Origin of the sequence: Pedobacter boryungensis (genome assembly GCF_013204825.1) — a bacterium.
Lineage (GTDB): Bacteria > Bacteroidota > Bacteroidia > Sphingobacteriales > Sphingobacteriaceae > Pedobacter > Pedobacter boryungensis.
Genome location: NZ_JABMKV010000001.1, coordinates 315,538 through 332,828 on the forward strand (window position 1 = coordinate 315,538; position 17,291 = coordinate 332,828).

At 32.9% G+C, this 17,291-nt stretch carries 13 protein-coding genes; 11 read left to right on the top strand and 2 right to left on the bottom strand.

The genetic code is table 11. The features are described 5' to 3' along the window. From HQN85_RS01440 to HQN85_RS01470, 7 genes are all read left to right on the top strand, one after another. On the top strand, positions 1-723 hold the full coding sequence (locus HQN85_RS01440; RefSeq protein WP_173268568.1) for a phosphoadenylyl-sulfate reductase: 723 nt from the start codon (positions 1-3) through the stop codon (positions 721-723). A gap of 1 nt (position 724) precedes the next feature. Continuing rightward, positions 725-1,630, top strand: a complete 906-nt coding sequence (cysD, locus tag HQN85_RS01445) for a sulfate adenylyltransferase subunit CysD (protein ID WP_173268569.1) — start codon at positions 725-727, stop codon at positions 1,628-1,630. An 88-nt stretch (positions 1,631-1,718) separates the two neighbouring features. Next, entirely contained in the window at positions 1,719-2,969 is a 1,251-nt protein-coding gene (locus HQN85_RS01450) for a sulfate adenylyltransferase subunit 1 (protein ID WP_173268570.1), read from the top strand. 147 nt (positions 2,970-3,116) lie between these two features. After that, a complete protein-coding gene (gene cobA / locus HQN85_RS01455; RefSeq protein WP_173268571.1) occupies positions 3,117-3,911 on the top strand; it encodes a uroporphyrinogen-III C-methyltransferase in 795 nt (264 codons plus the stop codon). A gap of 189 nt (positions 3,912-4,100) precedes the next feature. Beyond that, complete coding sequence (locus tag HQN85_RS01460) at positions 4,101-5,507, top strand: glycogen synthase (protein WP_173268572.1); 1,407 nt, start codon at positions 4,101-4,103, stop codon at positions 5,505-5,507. A 12-nt stretch (positions 5,508-5,519) separates the two neighbouring features. Further along, entirely contained in the window at positions 5,520-6,791 is a 1,272-nt protein-coding gene (locus HQN85_RS01465) for a glucose-1-phosphate adenylyltransferase (RefSeq protein ID WP_173268573.1), read from the top strand. A gap of 83 nt (positions 6,792-6,874) precedes the next feature. Next, positions 6,875-7,474: a CDP-alcohol phosphatidyltransferase family protein gene (locus tag HQN85_RS01470; RefSeq protein WP_173268574.1), complete on the top strand. Its 600-nt coding sequence runs from the start codon at positions 6,875-6,877 to the stop codon at positions 7,472-7,474. A 5-nt stretch (positions 7,475-7,479) separates the two neighbouring features. Here the strand turns inward: HQN85_RS01470 and HQN85_RS01475 are convergent, their stop codons facing one another. Together HQN85_RS01475 and HQN85_RS01480 are read right to left on the bottom strand one after the other, a co-directional pair. Further along, positions 7,480-8,838: a sensor histidine kinase gene (locus HQN85_RS01475; RefSeq protein WP_173268575.1), complete on the bottom strand. Its 1,359-nt coding sequence runs from the start codon at positions 8,836-8,838 to the stop codon at positions 7,480-7,482. A gap of 23 nt (positions 8,839-8,861) precedes the next feature. Then, the gene (locus tag HQN85_RS01480) at positions 8,862-10,232 is read right to left on the bottom strand and encodes a sigma-54-dependent transcriptional regulator (protein WP_173268576.1); all 1,371 of its coding nucleotides are present in this window, start codon (positions 10,230-10,232) and stop codon (positions 8,862-8,864) included. Between the two features lie 164 nt (positions 10,233-10,396). Between HQN85_RS01480 and HQN85_RS01485 the strand changes: the two genes are divergently transcribed. The 4 genes from HQN85_RS01485 (at position 10,397) to HQN85_RS01500 (ending at position 17,267) form a co-directional block, all read left to right on the top strand. Next, positions 10,397-11,641 carry an efflux RND transporter periplasmic adaptor subunit gene (locus HQN85_RS01485; RefSeq protein WP_173268577.1) on the top strand — a complete coding sequence of 415 codons (1,245 nt, stop codon included), beginning with the start codon at positions 10,397-10,399 and terminating at the stop codon, positions 11,639-11,641. A gap of 96 nt (positions 11,642-11,737) precedes the next feature. Next, on the top strand, positions 11,738-12,436 hold the full coding sequence (locus tag HQN85_RS01490) for an ABC transporter ATP-binding protein (RefSeq protein ID WP_173268578.1): 699 nt from the start codon (positions 11,738-11,740) through the stop codon (positions 12,434-12,436). A gap of 56 nt (positions 12,437-12,492) precedes the next feature. Continuing rightward, entirely contained in the window at positions 12,493-14,871 is a 2,379-nt protein-coding gene (locus HQN85_RS01495; protein WP_173268579.1) for an ABC transporter permease, read from the top strand. 26 nt (positions 14,872-14,897) lie between these two features. Beyond that, complete coding sequence (locus tag HQN85_RS01500) at positions 14,898-17,267, top strand: ABC transporter permease (protein ID WP_173268580.1); 2,370 nt, start codon at positions 14,898-14,900, stop codon at positions 17,265-17,267. The last annotated feature ends 24 nt before the right edge of the window (positions 17,268-17,291 follow it).

The following is a 17,291-nucleotide window of genomic DNA, read 5'->3' on the forward strand; positions in this document are numbered from 1 at the left end:
ATGGAGCAATTAGAAAAAAATATAAAAGCAGAATTAACAGGTTTAACAACAATAGATAAGTTGTGGTATTTGGCTCGCAAGTTTGAAGGAAAAATAGTGTTTAGTACAAGTTTTGGTTGGGAAGATCAGGTCATAACGCATCTTATTTTTGCGAACAACATTCCTATTAAGGTGTTCACGTTAGAAACAGGTCGTTTATTTCCAGAAACCTATTACGTATGGAATAGAACATTAGAAGTTTATCAGCAACCTATTCACGCCTATTATCCGCAAACAGATTTAGTACAAAATATGGTCAATATGAAAGGGCCAAATAGTTTTTATGAATCTGTAGAGAACAGAAAAGAATGTTGTTATGTCCGAAAAATAGAACCATTAAAGCGAGCCTTAAACGGTAATGAGATTTGGATAACAGGAATTAGAGCAGAGCAAAGTCCGAATAGAGAAGACATGAAGGATTTGGAATGGGATGAAGGCAATCAACTCTTAAAATTTCATCCAATTTTTAACTGGACTTTAGACGAGGTAAAGCAATACATAAAAGAAAATAACATAGTTTACAATACGTTGCACGATAAAGGTTTTCCGAGCATTGGTTGCGCTCCATGTACAAGAGCTGTACAACCTGGAGAGGATTTTAGAGCAGGAAGATGGTGGTGGGAAGATCAATCCAAAAAAGAGTGTGGGTTGCATTCAACAACCGAATTAAAAGTAGAGAGTTAAGATGAGTAGATATAATTTAGATTATTTAGATGAACTAGAAGCCGAGGCTATTCACATTTTACGTGAAGTAGCGGGGCAATTTGAGAAACCTGCACTGCTTTTTTCTGGCGGTAAAGATTCTATTACACTAGTGCGTTTGGCAGAAAAAGCGTTTAGACCTGGTAAATTTCCTTTTCCATTGGTACATATTGATACAGGACATAATTTTGAAGAAACCATTGATTATCGTGATAAAATGATAGCTAGAATTGGCGAAAAATTAATAGTGGGTTCGGTACAAAAATCAATAGATGAAGGAAAAGTAATAGAACAAACTGGTAAAAATGCAAGTAGAAATACATTGCAAACAGTTACACTATTAGATACAATTTTAGAAAATGGTTTTGATGCCTGCATTGGCGGCGCTCGAAGAGATGAAGAAAAAGCCAGGGCAAAAGAGCGTATTTTTTCAGTAAGAGATGAATTTGGTCAATGGGATCCAAAGCGCCAACGACCAGAGTTATGGAATATTTACAATGGTAAAATTCATAAGGGCGAAAATGTGCGTGTTTTTCCCATAAGTAATTGGACAGAGCTTGATGTTTGGAATTATATCCGCAGAGAAAAAATTGAATTGCCAAGTATTTATTTTGCGCACCAACGCGATTGTATTACAAGAAATGGTCAGTTAATGGCAGCCTCTCCATTTTTAAATATGGATCATGAAGATGTTGTAGTGAATAAAAAAGTGCGTTTCCGTACAGTAGGAGATATGTCTTGTACTGCTGCCGTAGAATCCGATGCTGATTTAATTGATGATATTATCCAAGAAATAAGTGATTCTAAAATATCAGAACGTGGCGCTCGTATGGATGATAAAGTTTCTGAAGCCGCAATGGAAGACAGAAAAAAAGGCGGATATTTTTAATCTAGTTGGTTAGTTGTTTTGGGTTTTAGTTGGTTAGGCTTATTCCTTCCAAACAACCAAACAACCAATCATCTAAACAACCAACAATATGAACATATTAAAATTTTTTACAGCAGGTAGTGTAGATGATGGTAAAAGTACCCTTATTGGCCGCTTGTTATACGATACAGATTCCATTTTAGCAGATCAATTAGAAGCATTACAAAATTCTAATCGTAAAAACGATGATGGAACAATAGATTTAGCCATTTTAACCGATGGGCTAAGAGCAGAACGCGAACAAGGAATTACTATTGATGTGGCCTATAAATACTTTCAGACCGATAAGAGAAAATTTATTATAGCCGATACTCCGGGCCACATTCAATATACCAGAAACATGGTTACGGGTGCATCAACAGCGAATTTAGCTATCATTTTAATAGATGCTAGAAATGGGGTTGTTGAGCAAACTATTCGTCATTCTTATTTAGTTTCCCTGTTGGGAATTAAACACATTGTGGTGTGTGTTAATAAAATGGATATGGTTGATTATAGTGAAACCATGTTCGACGCCATTACCAATAAATATAAAATATTAGCACAGCAACTCAACTTAGAAGATGTTACTTATATTCCGGTGAGTGCATTAAAAGGTGATAATATTGTCCAGCCTTCCTTTAATATGCAATGGTATGAAGGAGAAAGTTTATTGCATTTTCTAGAAAAAGTAGATACCGATCATCAGGAAAATTTAACTCAAGCACGTTTTCCTGTGCAATGGGTAATTAGACCTCAAACAGATGAATTGCATGATTATAGAGGATATGCAGGTCGTGTATTAAGTGGTACATTTAAAGTGAACGATAAAATAACCGTATTACCATCTGGAGCTACATCATCTATCAGTAAAATAGAATTTTTTGATCATGAATTAAAAGAAGCGCTTGCTGGTCAGTCGGTTATTATTCATCTTAAAGATAATATTGACATTAGCAGAGGAGATAGTATTGTAAATTCATCGGCTTTGCCACACGATACCAAACTTATAGAAGCTGATTTATGCTGGATGGATAGTCGAGCATTAGATACATCATTAGTATATTTAGTTCAGCATAATAGTAAGACAATTAAATGTAAAATCAGTGAAATTTTGCACAAAGTGGATATCAATACATTAGAAAAACACAATGCCGAGGAGTTTAAATTGAATGATATTGGTAGAGTAATTCTTAAAACTGCTGAAGCTTTATCATTTGACCTTTATAATGAAAACCGCACGAATGGTTCGGCAATTTTGGTAGATAGTCGTACAAATTTAACAGTAGGCGCTTTAATGTTTAGAGCAGCTGTAGAGTGATCACATCGTCATTGCGAAGATGAAGCAATTACAATGGAACGTTTATTAGTGTCAAGTTTTTCAGGAGCAATCTATTTTTAAATTAATACTACTAATTCTATAGATATTATTGTATATTTGTTTATTGTTATATTAATTCGTTGAGTGATGATTATAAAGCAGCTAGAAAAAACTACAATTGAACCAAAAATTACTTTGGTAGGTGCTGGTCCGGGAGACCCAGATTTGTTAACATTAAAAGGTGTTAAAGCTTTAAAAACTGCAAATGTTGTGTTGTATGATGCCTTGGTAAATGAAGCTTTGTTAAATTATGCTCCAGAAAAAGCGATTAAAGTGTATGTAGGTAAACGTTCAGGTGATGAGTCTTTCTCTCAAGAATTAGTCAACAAATTAATGATTGATTACGCTTTAAACTACGGACATGTGGTTAGACTTAAAAGTGGAGACCCATTTGTTTTTGCTCGTGGTTACGAAGAAATAGATGTTGCAGAATCATATAGCATTCCGACTGAAATTGTTCCAGGAGTTTCAAGTGCTTTAGGCGTACCGGGTTTGCAAAAAATCCCTATGGTTTATGGCACACTTAGTGAAAGTTTTTGGGTAGTTACAGGAACAAATGCTGCTGGAGAAATCTCACCAGATTTACATGTAGCCGCAAAATCTAATGCTACCATTGTAGTGTTAATGGGAGTAGAAAAGATTGCAGAAATCGCCTCGATATTTAAAGCAGAAGGAAAGGATAATTTACCAGTAGCTGTGATAGAAAATGGTTCATCTGTTAAAGAAAATGTAGTGATTGGCGTTGTAGATACGATAGAAGAACTCATTATCGAAAAAAATATTAGTTCTCCAGCACTATTGGTATTTGGAAACGTGGTATCTCTACATCCTCAATTTAATGCAATAAAAGAGTTTTACGCTATTCTTTCACAAGAAGAATAGTACGTCTTATTTTACTTATTTTTTTGTTTTGTTGTAAAGGCTCTGGTAGTTTATCAGGGCTTTTCTTTTTGATATATTTTTATCATTAAATACCTTTTCTAATATTAGAATTTTGAAAATTATTTTTTAGAAATGTTTGCAATACTCAATCTATTGCCTATTTTGACTAAGTTTTTGAAACCTCTACTTATGGAAATTATACACTTCAGTGCAGAATGTTATCCGGTTGCTAAAGTTGGCGGATTAGGTGATGTTGTTGGAGCTCTACCTAAATATCAAAATAAGTTAGGTCATGTCGCTAAAGTGGTAATGCCAGCTTACAATACCAAGTTCTTACATCAAAATGAATTTGAAGTAGTGTATGATGGTTGGGTGAGATTAGGCGCTGCTAATTATCAAGTAAGAATATTTAGGGAAAAAACCAACAAACTAGGCTTCGATTTATTTTTAGTACATATTGCCGATTTACTAGATCGCGATAAAGTATATGGATACGATGATGATACAGAACGTTTTTTAGCTTTTCAAATTGCTGCATTAGATTGGATTGCGCAGTGGGAACATCAACCAAATGTAATTCATTGCCATGATCATCATACAGGTTTAATTCCTTTTATGCTGGGAAATTGTCATAATTACCGTCACTTAAATCATATTCCTACCATTTTAACCATTCATAACGCTCAATATCAAGGTCAATTTGGTTGGGATAAATTACATTATTTACCATCTTTTGATTTACGCAATACCAGTAAATTGGATTGGGATAATTCTATCAATCCTTTAGCATCTGCTATAAAATGTGCTTGGAGGATTACCACGGTTTCACCAAGTTATTTAGAAGAAATTAGCCATAAAGCAAATGGATTGGAGAATTTGTTTGCCCAGGAACGAGGAAAATCTGTAGGTATTTTAAATGGTATTGATAATGAAGTTTGGAATCCACAAAAAGATCCAATGCTAACTAAAGGATTTACTATTCGAACAGTAGAAAATGGAAAAAAAGCAAACAAAGAGGAGTTATGTAATGTTTTCAATCTAGATCCAACAAAACCCCTTTATACTTTTATTGGGAGATTAGTCGGAGAAAAAGGAGCAGATTTATTACCAGAAATCTTTTATAATGCACTACAGCAAAGTGATGGCGAAATCAATATTTTGGTATTAGGTTCAGGAGAAACAGACGTGGAAGATAGATTAAATGCTTTAACTCATCAATTTCCTGGAAAATACAACGCTTATATAGGATATAATGAAGCATTATCTCACCAAATTTATGCAGGAGCTGATTTTCTTTTAATGCCATCGAGAGTTGAACCTTGTGGTTTAAATCAAATGTATGCGTTGCGTTACGGTACAATTCCAATTGTTAGGCGCATTGGTGGATTAAAAGATACGGTAATAGATATTGGTGATGGAGGCTTTGGGATTTGCCACGATCAAACTAGTATTTGGGACGTAGGACATGCCATTGGAAGGGCTTTTGATTTATTTTTAGATCAGAAAAAAGTGAAAGAAATTCGTAAGTTTATCATGACTTTAGACCATTCATGGGATAGAGCTGCTCAACAGTATATTGATGTATATCAGATATAAAACTAAATAGATATGACCGACAAAGTATTGGGTGTAATTCTTGGTGGCGGCCAAGGATCAAGATTATCTCCGCTAACACAAACCCGTTCAAAACCTGCTGTACCAATAGGTGGTAAGTATCGTTTAGTTGATATTCCAATTTCTAACTGTTTAAACTCTGGTATTCACCGCATGTTTGTGCTTACTCAGTTTAACTCGGCTTCTTTAAATAAACATATTAAAAATACCTATCACTTTAGCCATTTTTCTAAAGCATTTGTAGATATTTTAGCTGCAGAGCAAACACCAGAAAATCCAACATGGTTTCAGGGTACAGCAGATGCAGTGAGACAATGTATGCATCACATTGTAAATCATGAATTTGATTACATACTGATTTTATCAGGTGATCAATTGTATCAAATGGATTTTAAAGCAATGCTAAATGCCCATATTGATAAAAAAGCAGAAATTTCTATCGCTACTATTCCAGTAAATGCTTCAGATGCAACTGACTTTGGTATTTTAAAAACTGATGAAGAAAGTTTTATCACTTCTTTTATCGAAAAACCTAAAGCAGATTTATTACCAGATTGGACCTCTGAAACAAGTGATGAAATGAAAGGTGCTGGAAGAAATTATTTAGCATCAATGGGTATTTACATTTTTAATCGTGATATATTGATTAAACTGTTGAATGAAAACCCTGAGGAGAAAGATTTTGGTAAAGAAATTATTCCTAGATCATTATTGAGTAATCATGTTTTAAGTTATCAATATGAAGGTTATTGGACAGATATTGGTAATATTTCTTCATTTTTTGAGGCTAACCTTGGTTTAACAGATGAGCTTCCTCATTTTAATATGTTTGACAATGCACATACCATATTTACTCGAGCAAGGATGTTACCGCCGTCAAAAGTATCAGGTACAACTTTAGAAAAAACTATTGTTTCTGAAGGCTGTATTATACAAGCTAGTAGGGTAGAAAGAGCAGTTTTAGGTATTCGATCTAGAATTGGTAAAGGAACAACTATTGCAAATACATATGTAATGGGTAGCGACCATTATCAAACTTTAGCAGAAATACAAGAAGCTTCAAGTGCTGGTCAACCACTATTGGGTATTGGCGATCGTTGTTATATTAATAATGCAATTGTAGATAAAAATTGTCGTATTGGAAATGATGTACGCATTAATGGCGGTAGTCATTTAACTGAAGGCGATTATGGATTATATGTTGTGAAAGATGGTATTGTTGTAGTTAAAAAAGGTGCGACCATACCAAATGGAACTGTTATTTAATACTTTCGTTTTTGATAAATACAAGCCTTTACTGAAAAGTAAGGGCTTTTTGTTACCTTGAAAAATCTAACCCATCCCTACTTATGAGCATACCGTATTTATTAATTCTATTTAGATTTTTATTAGCACCAACTGTATTGCTACTTTCTTATTTTATGACAGAATATGCTTCTTTTATAGTTTTAGTGTTAATGTTTTTGGGTTTAATTTCTGATATTTTTGATGGAATTATAGCTAGAAAAATGAAAATCGATACTGAAAAAATGCGAAGGTTAGATAGTCAAACAGATTTGATTTTTTGGCTCAGTATTGCTGTAAGCTGTTATTTAATTTATCCAGAATTAATTAAAGAAAATTTAATTGGTATGTTTGCAGTTATTTTTATGGAAGCATTATGCTATGGGGTGAGTTTAATCAAATTTGGTAAAGAAACATGCACACATGCATTTGTGTCTAAAATTTGGGGACTTACATTGTTAGCTACTTTTACTTCTATTTTAGGTTTCGCATACAGCGGATGGATGATGAAAATCTGTATTATTTTAGGTCTAATTTCACAATTGGATGTAATTTTAATCATCTTATTTTTACCTAAATGGACACATGATATTCCAAGTTTTTATCATGCTATTCTAATTAGAAAAGGAATTAAATTTAAAAAGAGTAAGTATTTAAATAGCTAAAATCCTTAAGCATAATTAAATACCAATGAAAATGTTGTTTGTTGATTTGGGATAGAATTTACCTCTAAACTACCTCTATGCATTTTCATGATATTGCGAGTAATAGTTAAACCAATACCAGATCCATTTTTTCGAGTCGTATAAAAAGGAACAAATATTTTCTCAATATTGCTCGCTTCAATTCCTTTACCATTATCAATTACATCGATATAAACTTTATTGTGCGCTAAACGGTAAGTAATTTCAATAACAGGTTGTTCTACATCTTCTAGCGCATATACACTATTGGTAATTAGGTTTATTAGTGCTTGCTCAACCAATTTAAAATCAATTTGTAAGGAAATTTTCGATGATGTTTGTAATACTTGTAGTTTAATATGTTTTGCGCTCACCATTGGTTGCATTAACACTTTTACATGTTGTAAAATTTCACCAACGCTATGTTGTTCGGCATTTGGGGTAGGTAATTCAGCAATTAATCTATAATCTTTAACAAAATCTAATAAACCTTCAGAGCGACGTTTAATGGTTTGTAAAGCTGGTTTTAAATCTGCTAAATCTTCGTTGTTTAAACTTGTTTTATCACTAATCATTTGGTTAACAGTAGCTGAAAGCGAACTAATAGGAGTGATAGAATTTAAAATTTCATGAGAAATAACACCAATTAAACGATTCCAAGCTTCAGTTTCTTTTTGTTCAATTTCATCTTTAATATTTTGAAATGAGATGATAATATGATCGGAACCATAAAGGTTAAGAGGAATAACTTCTATAGAAAGTTGAATAAATTTATCCTGTATTTTTAATTCTAGAAAACGTTTGCCACCCAAATCTATCTTTTCTATTTCTTGAGCAAAAATTGGTAAATGTTGTTCAAATCGATGCCAGTAGCTATATGCAGGAACATTTAATAAATTGCTAGCTGCTAAGTTGAAGAAGGAAATTTCAGATTTTTCATTTCCAGTTTTGGTTTTTTTAACTACAATTACACCTACAGGTACTTGCTCTAGTATGGTTTTAATAAGTTGAAAAATAGCATCTTGTCCTAGCTGTATATCTTTATGAATTTGAATAATTTCATTAAATGATTCGTATAATTCTGGGAAACTTCCTTTGGTTGCTTTATTTTTAAAATTTAAAGTATGATCTCTTGTTTTAACAGCTAATATGAAACGTTTAATATCATCTCTAATTTGATTAATATAAAAGTAGAGCGAAATTATACTACCTAATAAAATAATGCTTACCCCTGTAATTGTAAACCATAATTGAGTAGCATGGATTAGATAAACCAACACTATAGCTAGCAAGTTGATAAATAACACGCGGCTTATTAAGCGGAAGGTAAATCTTTGGTAAAACATTTTTTATTGAGAGTTATTATAAGTTACAATCCAAATTTTTCAATTCTGCGATATAAAGCAGCACGAGTTAGGCCTAATTCTGCAGCAGCTTTAGAAATATTTCCTTTGTGTTTTTCTATTGCTTTATTTACCATCATTTTTTCCATTTCTTCTAAAGGCATATCGGCCTGTAAAACCGCTTGATTGCCAAATTTTTGTGGAGATAATTGCAAATCATTTTCAGTAATTTCCAGCCCATCGGCCATAATTATAGCTCTTTCCACTACGTGTTGTAATTCGCGAATATTTCCAGGCCAACTATAATTTAACATCGTTTGCTCTGCTTTAGCATGAATGCTTTTTATTGTTTTATGATATTTATTACCAAATACGTTTAAAAAATGATAAGCTAAAAGCACAATATCATTACCCCGCTGGCGTAAAGGTGGCAAAAGTAATTCTACAGTATTAATGCGGAACAATAAATCCTGTCTAAATGTTCCTTTTGCAACCATTTCATTTAAAGGCATATTTGTAGCACTAACTAACCGGACGTCAATTTTTCTTTCCTTACTTTCGCCTAAACGTGTAACTGTACGATTTTGTAAAACACTTAATAATTTAGCTTGTAGTGGTAAAGAAAGGTTTCCAATCTCATCTAAAAAGATTGTACCACCATCTGCCATTTCAAAGCGACCAGGTTTATCTTCTTTTGCATCTGTAAAAGCACCTTTTGCATAGCCAAATAATTCGCTTTCGAATAGGTTTTCATTTAATGAACCTAAATCTACATGCATAAAAAACTGTTTTCTTCTTAGCGAATTTTTATGCAGTTCATAGGCGAAAACTTGTTTTCCAGTTCCATTTTCTCCTAAAATTAAAACATTTGCATCTGTCGGAGCTACTTTCAATAATGTTTTTTGGAGTTGTTGTACACTATCATCATTGCCAACAATGTGCTCAAATTTTCGAGCCATATCGCTTTGCATTGAGGTATGTATTTTCTCTAATTTTTTTACTTTTTTATTCGATTGTCTTAAGCGAGCAGCTGCAGATAGCGTTGCATATAATTTCTCGTTTTCCCATGGTTTAAGGATAAAATCTGTTGCACCTTTTTTTATTGCCTGAACAGCTAATTCTACATTGCCAAAAGCAGTCATTAGAATGACTACATAATCTTTATCTATGGATAAAATATGTTCAAGCCAATACAATCCTTCACGACCATCACTAGCTCCTTTTTGGTAATTCATATCAAGTAAAATGATATCAACATCGTTTTTACTTAACAATACATTAATTTCTCTAGGAGATTTACAGGTAAGTATTTGATTAAAATGCTGTTTTAAAAAAAGCCTAGCGCTTAAAAGTATGTCATCGTCATCATCAATTACTAAAATATTTGCATCAATCATATTCAAAAATAATTGAAACTGTTCGATGATGTACAGCTACTGTTCGATATTGAACATAAAATTTTGAGCATTAATTTTAATAACTTGATTTACAGTAAATTAAAATTTATTTCCCTCTTGGCATAAACTTGGCAAATGGCTCATCAATAATAACACATATTTAAATGGACAAAGTAATACAGAAAAAGAAATTTAATAAAAAGACAATCCTGATACTGGTTGGTGCCGTGGTTTTTATTGGCTTAGTTGCTTATGGATATAGTTTATCTCTAAATAAAGTATATAAAGCAGATGCTGATAAAATTACCATTAGTAAAGTGCAATATGGCGATTTTGAAGATGTTGTTTTATTAAACGCTAGTGTAGTGCCATTAACTTCAGTAATTGTAAGTTCATCTGAAGGAGGTACAGTCGCTCAAATTTTTACAGAGAACGGTGCTACTGTTGTTGCTGGAACTCCATTATTAAGAATTGCTAATCCGAACGCATTATCAAGCTATACCTCAAGTGAAACTAGCATAACAGAACAAATTAATCAATTACGTAAGCTAAGATTGGATTTAGAGCAAAATCAAAGAGTGATGAGCCAAGATATGATGGATATTGAAAACAGCTTAAGAACATCTACTCGTAAGTACAAAATTGATAGTGCTTTATATTCAAAAAAAGTAATCACTAAAGAAGAATTCAATACATCTAGCCAAGATTATGAATATTATCAAGGTAGAAAAGCCCTATTAAAACAAGCTGTAAAACAAGAAAACCAAAGTCGTGTGATGCAATTGCAGCAGATTGAGGTTTCTATTTCTAGAATGAATGAAAGCTTGCAAACTATCCGCCAGAATATTGAAAATATGACGATTAAAGCACCTGTTTCTGGTCGTTTATCATCTTATGATCCCATCATCGGAAAATCTTATGGAGCAAATGAGATGCTTGGAAAAATTGATGTTTTACAAGGCTATAAATTACAAGCTGGTGTGGATGAATATTACCTCAACCGCGTAAAAGAAGGGCAGACTGCTCAATGTGAATTTAATGGTAAAACGTACTCACTTACAGTTAGAAAAGTAATTCCCGAAATTATTTCAGGACAGTTCCAAGTAGAACTATCTTTTGAAGGAAAATCGCCAGATGAATTAAGACGTGGATTATCAATGCAAGTAAAATTGACTTTATCTGACAATAGCAAATCACTTTTATTAGCTCAAGGACAGTTTTTTCAAAGTACTGGAGGAAGTTGGGTGTTTGTGGTAAAGGATGGAAAAGCAACAAAAAGAAATGTGAAGATTGGACGTAAAAACTACTTGTATTACGAAGTTTTGGAAGGATTGCAAAAAGACGAAGACGTAATTACATCATCATATGATCAGTTTAATCAATACGATGTAATAGAAATTAATAAATAGAATTTAAAAAAGAAAATTTAGGTTGGTTAAGCTCTGTATCAGGTGCGTTGATCGGAGCACCAACCTTTAAAAATATAAACCGATAAAAATACAGCAATGATAAAAATTGAAAATCTGGAAAAAGTTTACAAAACAGAAGAAATCGAAACTACTGCGTTAAATGGAATTAATCTTCATGTGAAAGAAGGAGAATTTGTTTCTATTATGGGACCTTCGGGTTGCGGAAAATCAACTTTATTGAACGTAATGGGCCTTTTAGATAAACCTGAAAGTGGTAGCTATAAATTTGTAGAAACTGAGCTGCTAACCTTAAATGATAGAGAGCGTTCGAATTTTAGAAAACGTAATATGGGTTTCGTGTTTCAGAACTTCAATTTAATTGATGAATTAACGGTGTTTGAAAATATTGAATTGCCTTTAATTTATAACAAAGTTCCTGCAGGTGAGCGTAAAAAATTAGTAAATGAAATTATAGGCCGAATGAATATTGTAAATCGTTCAAGTCATTTTCCACAGCAATTATCAGGTGGTCAGCAACAACGTGTTGCCGTTGCACGTGCTTTAGTTACCAAACCAAAATTAGTTTTAGCCGATGAGCCGACAGGAAATTTGGATAGTACCCATGGTAATGAAGTAATGGAATTGCTGTGTGAGTTAAATGAAACAGGTACAACTATCGTAATGGTAACGCACTCTAGTCACGATGCGAGTTTCTCTAACAGAATTATCAACCTAAAGGATGGTCATGTAATTTCTGAGAAAATTAATAAAGGAAGAACAGAAGAACTGATTTAATTAAGATAAGAGACCTAGGATTAAAGATTTCATCTAAATACTTAATACACATTACAATGTTTAAGCTCAACATAAAAATCGCTTTACGCAATTTGTGGAAGAATAAAACTTCTTCATTTATAAATGTGATTGGTTTGTCTATTGGATTAGCTGCATGTTTAATGTTGCTGTTATATGTTACTTACGAGTTAAATTTTGATAAACAATCGAAAAATTCAGAGAACATCTATACGGTAATGACTAATATTCCAGGTGATGATGGAAATATTGCTAATACTTTTGAAGGTTCTACAACTGCACTTGGACCTTTGTTAAAAGCTGATGTTCCAGAAATTAAGCATTTAGCACGAATGAATTACCTTAAACAAGCTCTAATTGCAGTTGGGGAAAATGGATTTAAGAAATTAGGGAAATTTGCAGAGCCAGAGATTTTAAAATTATTTGATTATCAGTTTATTACTGGAAGTGCCAGTACTGCATTGCAAAATCCAAAATCAGTTATTCTTACCGAAAGTACAGCAAAAATATTATTTGGCTCAACTAATATATTAAACAGGACAGTTAAATATCAGAATAAGGAAGATTTGATGGTTTCTGGAGTAATTAAAGATATGCCAGACAATACTTCTCCATTATTAAAATTTGATTTCTTAATGCCTTGGGCTTTTTATGAAACTGTGGATCAAAGTGCAAAAGATTTAAACTGGGGGAATTTCAGTTTTGTAACAATGCTTTCATTAGATCCTCAAGCTAATGTTGATCAAGTGAATGCAAAAATAGCTAAAGTGGTAAAGGCACATTTAAAGCAAGCCGAGCAACCTTATATGATTTATCCTTTTAGTAAACTTCATCTTTATGGTAAGTTTGAAAATGGTAAAAGTATTGGTGGAGATATTGAGCAAATTTATTTGTTTGTTGGATTAGCATTTGGAATTTTACTAATCGCTTGCATCAATTTTATGAATATGGCCACGGCAAAGTCTGAGAAACGTGCCAAAGAAGTGGGTATCAAAAAGACTATTGGCGCAAATAGGTCTTCTTTAATTTTGCAATTCTTAACAGAGTCGATGGTATTAACTTTTATTTCCATAATTGTTGCCATTGCTTTATTAGAAATTCTCTTGCCTACCTTCAATAACCTTTTGGGTATTAAATTAAGTATAGGATATTTCAAAGCATCAAGCTGGATGTGGATTTTAGGAATAGTGATTTTAACAGGATTAATTTCTGGTAGTTATCCCGCATTTTATTTGTCTGCTTTTAACCCAATTCAAACTTTAAAAAAGAAAATCAAATCTGGTGGTCTTTTTGCAATCAACTTAAGACAAGTGCTCGTTGTTGGTCAGTTTTGTTTTGCAATCGTATTGATTATTTCGACACTGGTGATTTATCGTCAGATACAATTTATAAAAAATAAACCAGTTGGATTTGATGTAAATGCACTTGTAGAAATTCCACAAGATGGTGAGTTGAAAACGAAATTTGAAGTCATCAAATCACAATTACTAAAATCAGGAGCTGTAACCTCAGTGTCGCAATCATCTGTAGGTTTATCACATCGCGGACAAAATTTTGCAGATATAAAATGGGATGGAATGATTAAGGCAGTAAATACACAGCTATTTAATCAAGTGAGTACATCATATGATTTCATAAAAACCAATGGAATTAAATTAATAGAAGGAAGAGATTTTTCAGAAAATTTTGCTTCAGATACTGCCGCTATTATGGTTAGTGCATCTGCAATTAAGACTTTTGGTTACAAAAATCCAATTGGAAAATCTGTTACTATTTTTGATAGTAAATATACTATTGTAGGTGTTTTTGATGATTATGTATGGGATTCTCCCTATAAATCGAATAATCCGATGGTTGTGTTTTTTGATAAAAATAGAACAGGAACAATCACAATGCGTTTAAATGAAGCAAATTCAATTGCACAAAATATTTCCACAATTACCAAAATCACAAAAGGATTAAATCCGGCTTATCCTACAGAAATTAGCTTCTTAAATTCTATTTATTTAGAGAAATATAATGCTGAAAAGAAGCTGGGAATTCTTTCTAACCTTTTTGGTGGACTGGCAATTTTTGTTTCTTGTTTAGGGCTATTTGGCTTAGTTGCCTATAGCGCAGAGCAAAGGACAAAAGAGTTTGGAGTGAGAAAAGTATTAGGCGCTTCCCTGTTTAATTTGATGCAATTACTGTCATTCTCATTTGTGAAAATGATTATGGTTTCCATTGTTATCGCTGTTCCGTTAAGTTATTATTTGATGGGAAAATGGCTAACTAAATTCGAATTTCATACCGAAATAAGCTGGTGGATTATACCAATTGCAGCGTTTGGAACTTTAGCAATAGCATTGATTACCATTAGTTTCCAAGCATTTAAATCAGCTAAAGCAAATCCGGTAGATGCTTTAAAATACGAATAATTGCTAAGTCATAAAAAATTTAAAACATGTTTAAATTAAACCTAAAAATCGCCTTACGCAACCTTTGGAAAAACAAAGGATTTTCTCTAATCAATATTGGTGGCTTGGCCATAGGTTTAGCTAGCTGTATGATTTTGTTGATATATGTAGCTTATGAATGGAGCTATGACAAGCAATTTAAGAATAGTGATAAAACATATGTAGTTTATCAAAATTTAGTTGCTAGCGGAAAGACTTTTAGCTGGCCATGGACACCTAACGTGATGGCTAATGAAGTACAAGAAAAAATTCCAGGTGTTAAGTATGCATCACATTCTACCTATCCTCGGCCAAACTTAATTACTGTTGGCGAAAATAGGTTAAGCGCTAAAGTAGTTTTCACTGATCCAAATTTTCTTAAAATATTAGATTATAAGTTTATTAAAGGCAATTCAAATCAAGTTTTAAAGGATATCAATTCAATTATTCTAACTAAATCTTTTGCCGAAAAGCTGTTTGGTAATGAAGATCCGATGAATAAAACTGTGAAGCTCGAAAATCAAGATGTCTTGAAAGTTTCGGCAGTAATTGAAGATGCACCAGCAAACAGTAGCATTGTATTTGAATGTTTAATGCCTTGGACTTTATTCGAAAAACGTGAGCCTTGGGTAAAAGAAAGTAATTGGGGTAATAACATGTGCTTAACATTAGTTCAATTGCGGGATAATAACCTTTTTTCATCAGCTAATGCCGCTATGGAAGGGATTTATAAACGCAATAGTAAAGACAATGTAGCAGTTGCCTTGTTGCATCCTTTAACCAAATGGCATTTATATAGTGATTTTGAAAATGGTAAATCTGTTGGTGGCAAAATTGATCAACTTAAGATATTTCTGCTCCTTGCATTTTGTATTCTGTTAATTGCCTGTGTAAATTTCATGAACTTATCTACAGCTCGTTCCGAACGACGAGCAAAAGAAGTTGGTGTTCGTAAAGCAATTGGATCTACACGTAAATCTCTAATTAATCAATTTTTCCTTGAGTCTATTCTTATAACTTTTATTTCTACCGTTTTAGCTTTTATACTAGTAGAAATTAGCTTGCCATATTTTAATAATTTATTGAATATTAAATTAACAATTGATTACACCAATAGTGGTTTTTGGATAGCGCTTTTCAGTTTAATGATTTTCACTGGTTTCGTTGCTGGGAGCTATCCGGCATTATATCTTTCTTCTTTTGAACCAATTAAAGTATTAAAAGGCTTGAAAATTAAGACAGATTCATCAGTTTCTGTAAGGAAAGTATTGGTAATTGGTCAGTTTGTTTTTGCTGCTTGTTTAATTATATGTACCGCAGTAATTTATCAGCAACTGAATTATGTAAAGAATAAGCCTATTGGTTATAATCAAGCTAATTTGATGCAAATAGCTGTTGAAGGCAAAATGCATGATTCTTCTAAACTCGAGTTACTTAAAACACAGCTATTAAAATCTGGTGCTGCAACTCATGTAACTTCCTTCAGCTCAGATGTAACCGAAGGTGGTAATAATACCACAAATATTGAGTGGGAGGGAAAAAATCCTAAGGAACTGATCTCATTTAACCACAGGGCAATCGGTAACGACTTTATTGAAACCATGGGTACAGAATTGATGAGTGGTAGAGCGCTTTCGTCTCAACTTAAAAATGATACCAATAATGTAATGCTTAATGAGGCTGCAGTGAAAATGATGGGCTTAAAGTGGCCTATTGGTGCAACAATTACATTTTGGGGTAACAAGATGACCAATGTTGGTGTAGTTAAAGATTTTGTGGTAGAAAGTGCTTATCAAAAGGTTGCCCCAATGATTTTTTACATCGATAACCATAGTGATGCTAGTGTGATGCTTGTTCGTTTAAATCCGGATCAGAATATCAGTTCATCTTTGGCTCAAATAGACGAAATAGTTAAAGGAATTGAACCTAATTATCCTGTTAATCGCAAGTTTGTGAACGAATCTTTTGAAGTAAAGTTCCAGGATGAAAAGCTTTTAGGTACACTTTCCAATTGGTTCGGTGGGTTCGCCATTTTTATTTCCTGCTTAGGCTTACTTGGCTTAGCACTTTATATGGCCGAACAACGTAAAAAAGAAATCAGTATCAGAAAAGTTTTGGGCGCAACTACAGGTAATATCCTAACACTATTAAATAAAGAATTTATAAAATTAGTCGCTATTGCAAACCTAATAGCATTTCCTCTAGCTTATATTATCATTAATAAATGGCTTTCTACTTTTGAATATCGAATTTCTATATCCTTTTTGCCATTTGCATTGGCTATATCAGTCTCCATTGTGATTGCAGTATTAACAGTGAGCATGCAGTTGATAAAGGTGGCTAAAGCAAATCCAATAGACGCATTAAAATACGAATAGTTATTAAGCTATAAACCTAAAAAG